The following is a 12,663-nucleotide window of genomic DNA, read 5'->3' on the forward strand; positions in this document are numbered from 1 at the left end:
GCCGGGGTGCCCGCCGCCCCCGGGGGGGGGCCCGGCCGGTCCTGGTGGCTGCTCATGGCCGCCGCCGCGCTGGGCGCCGCCGGGGTGTGGGAGGGGCGGGCAGCCGAGGTCGTCGACCGGCTGGGCGTGACGGCTCGCGACGCGGACGAGCTCGGCTACCGGGATGTCGCCGTGCGGGCCCTGGACGCCCGCACGGCCGGGTTGCTGCTCGCCGGCGACGCCACGGCGGCACTGGCCTCGGCGGCGCGAGCGGTGGCCCTGCACGAGCCCGACCCGACGCGGTGCGTGGCGCCCGTCGTCGCGATGGCGTGCCTGGCGGGCGCGGCCAGCGGCGGAATTTCGGCTCCGGTACCGCTCCTTCCGCACGCGGAGGCGTTCGCGGCGCTGCTCCACGCGCAGTCCACCTCGCCGGGGGACGCTCGCGACCGGGGGAAGGCTCGCGCCCGGGCGCGAGCCGCACTCACCGGCGTGCGGCCCGGCCCGGTGCTCGCCGGCCTGTTCGAGGAACGGTGGCCGTGCGGGGTGCCCGAGCTTCGCCCGGCCGTGCTGTCCGACCGGGAACGGGCCGTGCTCCGCGCCCTGGCCGGGCCGCTGACCCTGCGCGAGATCGCCGCCGAACTGCACGTCTCCCACAACACCGTGAAAACCCACGTCCGGTCGGTGTTCCGCAAGCTGGGCGCGCACGACCGCGCCGACGCCGTCAGCCGGGGAGCACTCCCCGGCCGATGACGTGGTGACGGCTCGGAACGGCCGGGCGGTGGGCACCGGCCGTCCCGAGCCGCGGTCTCGGGGTCAATGGGCCCGCGCGTCCTGCTGGCGCGCGTAAGCGGCCTGCCCGGCGTAGTCCGTCTTCCCGTCGTCCTTCGGGGTGGCCGGCCCGATACCGGCGATCTTCCGCGCGAGCTCGGTCAGCGGGCCCGCCGGCGCCATCTCCGCGCGGTTCATCGTCAGCATCCGCACCGCCAGCAACGGGGTTCCGTTGAAGTTCTCGAACACGCTGATCCGGTCACCCCAGTCCGAGAGGTACAGGTCCCGGATCACGCGGCTGATCTTGAGCCGGTCGTGCGGCCGTCCGATCGGTCCCGTCTGCAACGGTTCGAGCCACCGGCGCAGTTCCGGCTGGTTCCACTGCTTCTCGGTGGGGAAGATCAGCGACGAGCGCCCGGCCAGGTCGATCAGTTCGTTGACCATCCGCGGCACGTTTTCCAGGTAGTAGGCCCGGCCGAAGTCGAACAGCAGCACACTCGGCTTGTACAGGCCGCCCGGAGTGGTGAAGCCGTCTTCCTCGCAGGCGAGCACGTGGGCGCGCAGCGTCTGGTGGAAGCCGACGAGCTGGGCCAGCCGGGCCTGGACCGGCGGCAGCTGGTAGGTGCCCACGTGCTCGGTGATCAGCAGGGCCAGGCCGACCATCACCTCGGCGCGGATCGTCTGGCGCACCAGCGCCTGGTAGTGCAGCCAGTCGAACACCCGCTGCGGGTAGAGCGACGCGTGCTTCGGGTTGCCGATGTGGAAGACCCGGTTCCACGGGATGAAGACGTCGTCGAAGAGGATCGTGGTGTCCAGCTCGTCGCCCTTGGCGGCCAGCGGGTGCTCTTCGTACTGCCCTTCCTTCACGGTGCTTTCCCGGCAGACCAGCGTGACCCCGGGGGTGTTCGTGCGGACCGCGCCGAAGATCACCTGCTCGCCGGGGATACCCGGGCGGAAGAACACGCCGATGTGGATGTAGTCGGCGAACGCCGCACCCGTCGCGATGGCCTTGACGCCGCGCACGACGATGCCGTCCTCGCGGGTTTCCACGATCCGCAGCGCCGGCGACTCGGCCTGCGCCGACTCCCGGGACCGGTCCGTCTGCGGGTCGACGAACGCGGGCGCGGCGTTGAGGTCGCCCTCGACCATCAGGTCCCAGAACTCCCGGATGCCCACGGTCAGGTCCCGGCCGCCGGTGCCCTGCGACTGCTCGCTCCACGGCACGGGGTCGTCCTCGTAGGTGAGCAGCACGTAGTTGTTGACGTCCGGCGTCCGCGGCACAGCGCCGCCGTCGAGCTCGCGGATCACCGTCTCCAGATAACGGCGCTTGCGCCTCAGCTCGTCCTTCGTCGTGTGGCGGAACCACATCATCGAGCGGCGCTCGCCGTCGTCGTCGACGAACGTCATGACGTCGCGCAGGTCGTCCCGGTGGTGCAGGTCGTAGAAGTCCGCGAGGCGCTTCGCGTAGTCACGCGTTTTCGGGTGGGTGGCCACGTTGCCGACCTTTTCGTCCCCCACCCACACCACCCGGCCATCGTCCAGTGCGTCCAGGTATTCCTTACCGGTTCGCAGCACAGGTCGCTCCTTTCCGATCGTCGGCGCCTTCCGGTGCGCCGGTGCCGACAGTGCCGCGCGACGAGGTGAGGAAACCCCGTTGCCACCGGGTGAATCCGCGCTAACACCGGATTTCGCCGCGGCTAACGACGGCCCGGCTACCTTTCCGGCACGAACGCGAGGAGGCAGACCATGCTCGACCCGGACGAAAAGAGCGTCACCGAAGCGGTGCTGCGGACCATGGTGGACACGCCGGACCCGCGCGTCCGCACCGTGCTGTCCGCTCTGGTGCGGCACCTGCACGACTTCGTCCGGGACGTGGACCTCACCGAGGCCGAATGGGCGCACGCGATCGACTTCCTGACCCGGACCGGCCGGAAGTCCGACGACACCCGGCAGGAGTTCATCCTGCTTTCCGACGTGCTCGGGGTGACCACGCTCGTCGACGCGGTCAACCACCGGCGCAGCACCGACGCGACGGAGAACAGCGTCCAGGGCCCCTTCTACCGGGAAGCGCGGCCGGAATTCCCCGACGGAGCCGATATCTCCAACGGGTTGCCCGGTACGCCGCTGCTGTTCCGCGCCACCGTGGTCGACGCCGCCGGCGCTCCGGTGGCCGGCGCCGACTTCGACGTGTGGCACGCCGACAGCCACGGCCACTACGACTCCGACGTGCCCGGACTGGACGCGGCCGCGATGCGCGGGCTGTTCCGCACGGGCCGGGACGGCACGGTCGAGATCCGCAGCATCGCGCCGGCCCCGTACCCGATTCCGGACGACGGACCGGTCGGCGAGCTGATGCGCGCGACCGGCCGGCCGGTGATGCGGCCCGGGCACATCCACGTCCGGATCGCGGCACCGGGCTTCTCGACCGTGACGACGATGCTGTTCCGCGACGACGACCCGTACCTCGCCCAGGACCCGGTGTTCGGCACCAAGCGGTCGCTGCTCTACCGGCGCGATCTGCGGGAGGGGCCGGACGGGCCGTTCGACCTCGTCGAGCACACCTTCGTGCTGGATCGCCGGAACTGAAGCCGCCGCCCCGGCCCCGCCGGGGCGACTGACCCGGTTCACCGGCCGGGGGTTCGCCGGAGCAGGCGGCCGACCCTCGCCGCCACCACCGAGCCCGGCACGTCGTGCACCCGGACGGCGAACGCGCCGCGTGCGGCCACCGCCGCGGTCACCGCCGTGGTGGCCACCTCGCGCGAGGCGGCGTCGGCTGCGGACCCGGGTACGACGGCCGTCAGGAACGACTTCCGGAAAGCACCGACCAGGATGTGCCGCTCCAGCGCGGACAACTCGTCGAGCCGCCGCACCAGCTGCCAGGTTTGCTCGGCGGTCTTCGCGAACCCCAGCACCGGGTCGACGATCACCCGGTCCGGGCGGAGTCCCGCGGCGCCGAGTGCGTCCAGCCGGCACCTCAGCTCGTCCAGCACGTCGGCGACGACATCGCGGTAGTGGCTGTGCTCCCGCATCCGGGCGCTGTGCGCGCGCCAGTGCATCGCGACGTACGGCGTGCCCAGGTCCGCCGCGCAGCGAGCCATGTCCGGGTCGGCCAGGCCGCCGCTGACGTCGTTGACCAGCACGGCACCGGCGGCCACCGCGGCCTCGGCCCCGCCCGGACTCCGCGGGTGTGTTCCGTTCCCTCGGCTGGTCGACGTCCGTGCGCACACCGTTCGAGTTCTCGGCGGAGCTCGGCGCGGGCCTGGATCCCGTGCCGGGTGACGCGCTGGCGAGCAATCGGTGGGTGTTCGTTGCCAAGGAGGAGTGAGCGGACTGTCTCGGCAGCGGAGGGACGTGGCCTTGGTGGATCGCCTCGGCTTCGGTGCCGAAGGATTCCTTCACCAGTATGAACTTGACGTCGCCGGTCACCAGGGACAGCGCCAGGCCGGTGGAGCGTCCCACGGCCCGCGTTGCCGTCGGCTCGTCGTCAACGGTTTGCGGGGACGTCCGCGGCTCCCCGCACCCCGCGGTACATCAAGCAGCTCAGGTGACACCTCGTTGACGGAGATTGTGCCAGCGTAGACGCGCTTCTTATCATTGGCCCGGACGCTGGGGTGGCGGTCAGCCGCTCGGGGGGCTAATGACCAACTGCCACCGCAGCGCCCAATGACGCCGGGCCTGCACGATCCAGACCTCGGTGCCGCAACCAGAATCCAACCGATAGCGCAGCACCACCAGAGGCCTTCGGCCCCTGTACCGCCTTGCTAGTAGCTGCTCCTCAGTGGCTGTCTCGCAGCCGACGGTCTGTCGTGGGTGGCGGGGCAGCCGAGTGAGCTGGCCCATTTGCACGGGGATTTCAGAAAAGGGCCAGTTGGTTTGGTGTAATCGTCGGATCCGTTCCGACATCGGACCTGGTTGACCTGCTGGTCAAGAGTCGACCGGCGGTCGCTAGATTTGTAACTTGGACTAGGTCTGCTCGTCGCGGCGGCTTTGTCCGAGCATCGTGGCGGGGATGCGCAAACCCCAACACCTTTCTGCCGAGCTTCGGTGGCGGCGTTCCGGCCAGCCAGTGGTGCGACCGGCTGCACCGGCCGGCGACTGCCATCGGCCGTGCCCGCTGACCTCTTCGGCGAGAAGGGCCACGACTTCGGCAACATCCTTGCTCATTGACTCGCTTCAGTCCGTTTGAGCCATTGCGCGGCGAAACCGGGATCAGGTGTTGTCGGCGCGGCGGAGCGTGTCGTCGACGAGGGTCCGGGCCACGAGGTGCAACTTGGTGTTCGTGTCCTGGGACAATGCGACGAGCAGCGCGAACGCCTCGTCCGGCGTGCAGCCGCGTTGCCCGATCAAGATGCCCTTCGCCTGCTCGATGACTCCTCGGGTGCGCAAAGCCAGCCGCAGGTTCCGGTTCTCCGCCAGATCGGCCTGGTGGGCTTGGTCGGCCGCGTCCACATCCGGCACCCCTCCGGTGCCGGCGGCGAGGAGACCGTCGAGATCGGTGATGTCTTCGACGTGGTGCAGCACTCCGACGAGAAGACCTTCCGCGTCACGCAGCGGAACGTTCAGCGGCGACCAGACCTTCCTGACGAAACGGCCTCGGTGATCGATGTCGGGCACGTCGTAGCGCTGGGTGCCCATGTGGTGACGGCGGCCGGTGCGCAGCACCTGCTCGAGCGAAGCCGACAGGTTGGCCGTCCCATCGGCGCGCGGGTCGTTCGGGTTGTCGGGGAAGGCGTCGAAGAGGTACGTGCCGGAAAGATCCGCTTCGGTGGTCAGAGTCGCCGCGGCGTAGGCAGCGTTCGCCGCATGGATTCGCAGGTCGAGGTCCAACACGAGGTAGGGCGCTCGCGAGGCCTGGAACGCGGGACGCGCTCCGATCATGTCCAGCAGAGCCGTCGACGACATGTGGACTCCTTTCGCCTCGGCCGCGGGGAACCGGATCGAAGTACCCGCTGCCGGACGAGCTCAATCGGTTCGGTGACAAGCGTCTTCGAGAGCTCGGCTCGCGAGTCGGCGTGCCAAACCCGATCGTGACCGCGCGCTCGCCGGCGGAGGTCCTCGTCCGGCGGCTGCCGTGAACCGGGGACCGGTCCCCGGCGCCCTCGACTAGAAAGGGGCGAGCCGGGAACCGGCGTTCAGGCTGGCAGCACGAGTGGCTCGACCCCGCCTCCAGGCTCGCGTCGAGGTGAGACTTTCCGACGCCTGATCCGCCAGCCCTGACTCGTGCGCACGAACTGGTCCGCGTAGGTGAAACTGGCGACCGAACCATCTTGGTTCACGGTGATCCCTTTTGACCATGCCCGCGCGCCGTCGCCGTCTTCACCGACGACGACGTTCGTGACGTGCACGGCAAGCGCACTGCCTGGGGCTCGTTGATGCGCGACAGCGATATACGTGTCCAGCCTCGACTGGGATGAATCATCGGCCGGTACCGGTCGCAGACCAAGATCGCTGACGTCAACCTCGAGATCGGGTGTGAACACCTCGTCGAACCGGTCATAGCTGCCGGCGTCACAGAGGTGACCGTGGAGCGCGATCACCTCATGAATCTCCAGGCGGTCGCCGACGCTCAAGCTCATCCCAACCCCGTTCACTCGGTGCCGCCTTGGCCGAGGCTAGCCGCTTCAAGCGTCGGGCTTGCAACCGAGGCCCGATCAGCGAGGCTGCGGTGGCTAGACTGAAGCCGAACACCCTCCATAGCGCCCACAGGTCACCGGATAGCAGAACGACGAGGTTTATCGCCGCCACAAAGGCAAACACCGCCGCCGTCCAGATCCGATTCCTTTGTGCCTGCCGCAGATTACGCTCGGCAAGGCCGACGGCGAGTTCGTACACGACGGGTTCTTTGGGAACCGGGCCGAACTGAGAAGCCCGTGAGGCCTGCCGCAGTTGCTGGAACGTCACCAGCTCGCCAGCAAGTTGCCGCGCTACGCGTAACTGAGCGTGTGACGCACGGACCAGGATTGCGCACCCCACGGCCGCGCACACGCCACCCGCAGCCCCGGCCAGCCACCAAGGCGCCCGGGTGAACGTGCCGGTAAGCAACGCGACCACCAGCCCAGCGCCGACCCCACCGACCACTGAGCGTCGCCAGATCTCCGCATTTTCCCCCATGTCGACATGATCCCGCCCCTTTGTCACGTTCGCAGGACGAGTGCTCGAGCAGACGGTGCTCGAGGTGTCGGGTGGTTCGGCCGGCACCGGCACTCAGACGACGAGCATCGCTGGAGCGCAACTGCTGCACCGACCGGACCACTCGCCTCGCGCCATCAGTCAGCGCCCCACAGCGGAGGGCGCGGAGACGAGCTGACCTTGAGAACCACGCGTCCGGTCATCGGCAAGACAGTGCGTTGGGTGTCAGGTTGCGGACGCCATGTACGCCGCCAGAATGTAGTTCGGGTGCCGGTCGAGGTTTTGCGGGCGCGGTCGTAGCGCATGGTCGTGCGTGGGTCGGCATGGCGGGCCTCGGCCAGCCGGCGTAGCCGACGGGTGGCGCAGTGTCGGTCCATGCGGACGCCTCGTCGGTTGAGCAGGATCGGACCGTGCTCGCGGTCGCCAACGGCTCGGTCGATCGCCCGGCCGACTGCCGGCGGCAAGGGCACCAGCACGACCTTGCCGCCCACCCGCAGCACCCGGTGTCCGTGTTCTTCGCCGAGGTCGCTGATGTCTGCGCCGCAGGCCTCGAACACCCGGAGGCCGAGTAGGCCGAACATCGCCACCAGCGCGAAGCCGAACGGGTTCACCGATTCCCGCGCCGCGCTCAGCAGTGCCTCGAACTGCAGGTGTGACAGGCCGAGGGCCCGTTGGGCACCAACGGGCGCAGGACGTACTCCGCCGGCGAGTGCTCGAGTACGGTGTCGATGACGCAGGTGCGGTAGAAGCGGAGCGAGGTCTCGTTCGCCGCACCAGGTGAAGAAGATCTGCAGGTCTGACTCCGAATGCGTTAGCGACACGCAAGGCCGGGGAGCACGCCACCCGCGGCAGATGAGTGTGGTGGTCGTGCGCCACTGGGGGTGCGGCCGGCGGTCACGGTCTTGCCGCCGCGTTGCGCGGCTCGGGCGCCGATGATGGGTGCCGGCTCCCATCATTACGATCATCGATGATGGTCACCATGGATTTGGTCTGGCTCGACGCGACAGAGCTGGCGCGCCTGATAGCCGTCGGCGAGGTTACCGCGGTCGAGGTCGTGCAGGCGCATCTGGATCGCATCGAGGCGCTGGGCGAGCGGGTCAACGCGTTCGTCACTGTGCTGGGCGAGCAGGCCCTCGCAGCTGCCGCTCGCCCGCATACCGGCCCGCTGGGTGGCGTGCCGTTCACGATCAAGGACTCGTTCGACACCGAGGGTGTGCGGACCACCCGGGGATCGTCGTTGTTCGCCGATCATGTGCCGGAGGCCGACGCCACCGCCGTGGCACGGCTGCGGGCTGCGGGCGGCATCCCGTTGGCGAAGACCAACCTGCCCGAGATGTCGTACTGGACCGAGACCGACAACCTGCTCGCCGGCCGGTCACTCAACCCCTACGACCCCGAGCGCACCCCCGGCGGCTCCAGCGGTGGCGAGTCCGCGGCCATCGCGGCGAGTCTGTCGCCGCTCGGCCTGGGCAGCGACGTCGCGATCTCCGTGCGCGGACCGGCCCACGACACCGGCATCGCCTCGATCAAACCCACCCACGGCCGGGTGCCGTGCACCGGTCATTTCCCGCACGTACTGCGGCGGTGGTGGCACACCGGCCCGATGGCGCGCAGCGTGCGCGACCTGCGCCTGGCGCTGTCCCTGCTGGAAGGCCCCGACAGGCTGGACCCTTACGCGGTCGCCCTGCCCGCCGCCGCCCGGGCCGCCCGGCCCGGCGGGCCCGTCCGGATCGGCTGGACCACCGACGCGTTCGGCCCGATCGACCCCGAGGTGGCCGGCACGGTGGCCGCGGCGGCCACGGCCTTGTCGGGCCTCGGTTTCCCGGTCGAGCAGGTCGGCATCCCGTGGCTCGCCGAGCACGACTGCACGCGGATTTCGGCGACGCTGTTCACCGCCGAGATGCTGCCCTACCTGCGCGACATCACAGCCGGCCGGGAGGCGGAGTTGCATCCGGTGATCGCGCGGACGCTCCAGGCACCCGACGTCACGATCGCCGACTACCTCGCCGCCGAGCGCGAGGTGGAACAGCTGAGGTCGGTGTTCGCGGGCTGGTTCCAGGACTACGACGTGCTCGTCTGCCCGGTCGTGACGATCCCGGCGCCGCCGCATGCGCAATCCAGTTACGTTGTTGGCGGGAAGAAAGTACCGGCCCGCAACGTCATGCGGGCGACGGTGCCCTTCAACCTCACCGGCCTACCCGCCGTCTCGCTGCCGTTCGGGACGACCGCGAGCGGCCTGCCCATCGGCGTCCAGCTCGTCGGCACCTGGTGGGCCGACCACGACCTCCTCGCGCTGGCCGAACGACTCGAATCGGTCAGCCCGGTCCGCGACCGCCGCCCGCCACTCCAGCCCTGATGTGCCCGTCCCAGCTAGCCAGCCCGCCCATCCCCGGCAGGGTCTCCCAGCCGCGTCTTGATCAAAGGGGAAGCGCGCTACAGACGCGAAATCCGGTAGCCGCGAAGACGACCTCAGCGTTGAATGGACATCCGCAATTCGGCATTTTCGGACGTTCCGGTCGTTGTCGCCATGATCGCTCCGGACGGCAGACCTGGAACACGTTCTCTCGCTGGAACGTATCCATCGTGAGCCGTCCCGGCCCTGGACCGCGACCACCCTGGCGTCGGCGGTCTCGGTGTCCCGCGCGACGCTCGCCCGCAGGTTCCCAGCGGCGATCGGGCAGAGTCCCGGGGCCTACCTGACGCAGTGGCGGATGGACCTCGCCGCGGTCCGGCTGCGCGACACCGATGACACGGTCGAAAGCGTCGCCGCCGGAGTCGGTTACACCTCGCTTCCCGCGTTCAGCAGGGCTTTCAGCCGTGCTCACGGCAACGCGCCGGGTCGGTACCGCGCGCGGGCGCGCGAGGCGTCGGCTCGAAGGCCCGCAGGCGTGGCCGACCACGCTCGCTTTGTCGCCGGTTGAGCGGGGGTGGATCGAGAGGGAATCAGTTCTCCCTGACTGCGCCCAGACTGGCGGCGTATGGCGTTGACTTGTGGGTGCCCGAGCTGGGCGGTCGGTTCGAGGCGCGGAACCCGTCGCACGTGATGCTGATGAGTCTGCTCGGAGGGATGAGCGAGTCCGCGCGTCGGCACGTCCAGCTGCGGGTACGCGCGGCGATGGACGCGCAGGTTGCAGCGAAGGTCGGTATCAGGGCGGCCGTGCCCCTACGGCTACGCCGTGGTCGACGGCAGCTTGTACCCACATCCGCGCAAGGCTGCCGAGGTGCTTCGGCTCCGGGTGCAGCAGCTCGGCCCGGAAGCGGCGGAGGTCGTCGCGCGCGCCCGGACGGGGCCGCACCAGTATCGCCGGGCTGGGGAAAACCGGGTGGTCACCGCGGACCCTTTCCTGCCGCCGCAACTGTCGGGGTCGGCTTCACCGGGTCAAGTGGCACGGCCGCACGTTCGACCTGCCCATCGGCCGGCAGACCACAAGACTGTTCCTGCGCGCCGGCCCGGTTCCTGTTACGGAGTTCAGGATGGCCGGCTACGGGCTGGTCAGGTCGAACCGCTGGAGGGTGACCGCGCCGCCGAGGGCCTGGGTGGCGTGGTTGAACACGGCGAATCGGTAGCCCATGAAGAACTGCCAGGCGTTGGTGAGGGTGAACGGGGTGCCGAGCGGGGTGAAGGTCACTCCGTCGGTGCTGTAGGAGAACTTGGCCTGGCGTCCGGTGCCGGGGCGGATGTCGGCGTTGGCGCGCAGCCAGATCCGAGTACCGGTCACGGCCGCGGCGGCCACTTCGGTTCCCGTTCCCGTCGTGTTCCAGTTGCCGTCCATGGTCAGCCCGTTGACCATGACGACCCGGTTGCGGCCTCCTTCGCGCTTCACACCGATGTACGCCGAGGAGTCGCGCAGCATCGCCAGGCCGGTTCGGTCGCCGTCGCGCATCGAGGTCAGGTCGAGCGTGGCCGTGGCCGTGGAAGTGGGGCCCTGGATGCGGCGGGTCAGGGTGTTGCGGGCGGAGTACAAGTCGCCGGTGACTGTCGCGGCGGCCAACCTGAGCCCGTTGCCGACGGAGAACTTGGTGGGGTCGGGATTGTGGTTCCACTCCCACTGCGGTCCCAGCGCCGGGCCCGGGAAGGTGTCGGTGCCGGTCATCGGCTCGACCTGCCGGGGTGGTGGCGGCAGGTCCGGCTTGGGATAGGTCGCACCCCAGCGGCCGTTGACGGTCTGCAGGCGGGGCCAGCCGTCCGCCGTCCAGGTGACGGGCGCCAGCGCGGGGACGCGTCCGCCGGGGTAGGCGTCGACGAAAGCCATGTAGTACCAGTCGCCGTTCTGGGTCTGCACCAGGCCGCCCTGGTGCGGGACACCGCCGCCCTGGATCGGTCCCGGGAGGTCCAGCAGGACCTGCTGGACGGTGTAGGGGCCGAACGGGCTGCTCGCCTTGAGGATGTACTGGCCGTTGGCCGGGCGGGTCACGAAGATGTAGTAGCTGCCGTTGCGCTTGTAGAACCGGGAACCTTCCAGGGTGCCGATGTTCGACGGCGTCTGGAAGACCTGCTGGGAGCGAACCTCGGACTTCCCGTCCGCGGACAGCTGCGCGACGCTGAGCGTGGTGTTGCCGTAGGCGACGTACATCGTGTCGTCGTCGTCGACGAGCAGGCCGGCGTCGTAGTAGCACTTGTCGATCGTGGCGTGCTTCGCCCATTGTCCGTCGACGGCGGTGGCGGTGTAGATGTAGGTCTTGGCGAAGTCGACGCAGCCGCCCCAGTAGAACGTGCCGTTGCTCGGCCGGTGGTTGAAGAACGATGCCCAGATACCGCGCACGTAACCGCGTCCGCCGTTCAGGTCGTACTTCGCGCCGAAGTCGAGCTTGGGGACCGAGTGGCCGGCGAACTCCCAGTTCACCAGATCGTAGGAGCGCAGGATCGGCGCGCCCGGTGAGTAGTGCATCGTCGAGGCGGAGTAGTAGTACGCGTTGCCGACGCGGATGATGTCGAGGTCGGCGAAGTCCTGCCAGAGCACCGGGTTCGTGAACGTGGACGGCTGGTTCGGTGTCGTCGTCGTGGTCGGGGTCGTGGGTTCCACGCCGCCGGTGCAGGAGACGCCGTTGAGGCGGAACGACGGCGGGACCGGGTTGGCCGAGGTGAAGGAGCCGGTGAACCCGAACTCCGCCTTGCTCCCGGTGGGAATGGTGGCGTTGTAGGCGACGTTCGTCGCGCTCACCTCGGTGCCGGCCTGGGTGATCGTCGCGTTCCAGTGCTGGCCGACCTGCTGGCCCGAACCGAAGGACCACTCGAGCGTCCAGCCGGTGATCGGCTCGCCCAGGTTGGTCACGGAAACCGACGCCCCGAAGCCGCCTTGCCATTCCGAGGTCTTCGAATAGGTGACCGCGCAGCCGGCCGCGGCCTGTGCGGGCGGGGTGGCCGTGAGCACCCCGGCGGTGAGGCCGGTGACGGCGAGCGCGGCCAGTGCGGCGGTCCGGAACCTTCGGTGTGCCAAGGCGTTCCTCCTCGATCCGGTTCACTCAGGGGTTTGTCCGGTGCACGGCCAGGTGTTTGGAAGCGCTCTCAGTTCGAGGTGCATCGATGAAACCACAACGGAAAGCATGAAGCAAAGAGTCCGATGTGTAAGTTTCACCCGGCTTCGACTGCTCGTAGGTGGGGGAGAACGTCCGGTCGGGCCGCGAGATAATTGCGTATGTCAGCGCTGACGAGTATCGACTCGACATGCCAGCGAACTTTTCCGGAAACAGACCGTGAATCGGCGATCGAAGAGTGCCGCGATGCAGGGTTCTGCATCGCGGCACGGTCCGGGTGCCGGGGAGCGAAGGTCGACGTCCGTCTTGTCC

11 protein-coding genes are annotated in these 12,663 nt (G+C 69.3%); 5 read left to right on the plus strand and 6 right to left on the minus strand.

All coding sequences use genetic code 11. The features are described 5' to 3' along the window. Positions 1-729, plus strand: a 729-nt coding sequence (locus AB0M83_RS08885; protein WP_364514592.1) for a helix-turn-helix transcriptional regulator, incomplete at its 5' end; no start/stop codon positions are given. 63 nt (positions 730-792) lie between these two features. Here AB0M83_RS08885 and AB0M83_RS08890 read toward each other — a convergent pair. Then, positions 793-2,322: a 4-hydroxyphenylacetate 3-hydroxylase N-terminal domain-containing protein gene (locus AB0M83_RS08890; protein WP_364514595.1), complete on the minus strand. Its 1,530-nt coding sequence runs from the start codon at positions 2,320-2,322 to the stop codon at positions 793-795. 171 nt (positions 2,323-2,493) lie between these two features. On the opposite strand from AB0M83_RS08890, the gene AB0M83_RS08895 reads away from it, so the two are divergent. Further along, entirely contained in the window at positions 2,494-3,333 is an 840-nt protein-coding gene (locus AB0M83_RS08895; protein WP_364514598.1) for a dioxygenase, read from the plus strand. 38 nt (positions 3,334-3,371) lie between these two features. Here the strand turns inward: AB0M83_RS08895 and AB0M83_RS08900 are convergent, their stop codons facing one another. Continuing rightward, complete coding sequence (locus AB0M83_RS08900) at positions 3,372-3,902, minus strand: dihydropteroate synthase (protein WP_364514601.1); 531 nt, start codon at positions 3,900-3,902, stop codon at positions 3,372-3,374. A gap of 32 nt (positions 3,903-3,934) precedes the next feature. Here AB0M83_RS08900 and AB0M83_RS08905 point away from each other — a divergent pair, with 32 nt between their 5' ends. Beyond that, on the plus strand, positions 3,935-4,072 hold the full coding sequence (locus AB0M83_RS08905; protein WP_364514604.1) for a hypothetical protein: 138 nt from the start codon (positions 3,935-3,937) through the stop codon (positions 4,070-4,072). An 884-nt stretch (positions 4,073-4,956) separates the two neighbouring features. Here the strand turns inward: AB0M83_RS08905 and AB0M83_RS08910 are convergent. The 3 genes from AB0M83_RS08910 to AB0M83_RS08920 form a co-directional block, all read right to left on the minus strand. Next, entirely contained in the window at positions 4,957-5,649 is a 693-nt protein-coding gene (locus AB0M83_RS08910) for an ANTAR domain-containing protein (RefSeq protein ID WP_364514606.1), read from the minus strand. 230 nt (positions 5,650-5,879) lie between these two features. Further along, positions 5,880-6,323 (minus strand): nuclear transport factor 2 family protein, encoded by a 444-nt coding sequence (locus AB0M83_RS08915; RefSeq protein ID WP_364514609.1) that lies wholly within the window; start codon positions 6,321-6,323, stop codon positions 5,880-5,882. Positions 6,324-7,013: 690 nt separating this feature from the next. Then, complete coding sequence (locus AB0M83_RS08920; RefSeq protein ID WP_364514611.1) at positions 7,014-7,487, minus strand: hypothetical protein; 474 nt, start codon at positions 7,485-7,487, stop codon at positions 7,014-7,016. 302 nt (positions 7,488-7,789) lie between these two features. Between AB0M83_RS08920 and AB0M83_RS08925 the strand changes: the two genes are divergently transcribed. Both AB0M83_RS08925 and AB0M83_RS08930 read left to right on the plus strand, forming a co-directional pair. Beyond that, the gene (locus AB0M83_RS08925; protein ID WP_364514614.1) at positions 7,790-9,232 is read left to right on the plus strand and encodes an amidase; all 1,443 of its coding nucleotides are present in this window, start codon (positions 7,790-7,792) and stop codon (positions 9,230-9,232) included. Positions 9,233-9,491: 259 nt separating this feature from the next. Beyond that, complete coding sequence (locus AB0M83_RS08930) at positions 9,492-9,797, plus strand: helix-turn-helix transcriptional regulator (protein ID WP_364515052.1); 306 nt, start codon at positions 9,492-9,494, stop codon at positions 9,795-9,797. A gap of 561 nt (positions 9,798-10,358) precedes the next feature. Here the strand turns inward: AB0M83_RS08930 and AB0M83_RS08935 are convergent. After that, a complete protein-coding gene (locus AB0M83_RS08935; protein ID WP_364514617.1) occupies positions 10,359-12,314 on the minus strand; it encodes a family 43 glycosylhydrolase in 1,956 nt (651 codons plus the stop codon). Between the last annotated feature and the right edge of the window lie 349 nt (positions 12,315-12,663).

The sequence above is a fragment of the Amycolatopsis sp. NPDC051106 genome (assembly GCF_040682775.1).
Taxonomy (GTDB): Bacteria; Actinomycetota; Actinomycetes; order Mycobacteriales; family Pseudonocardiaceae; genus Amycolatopsis.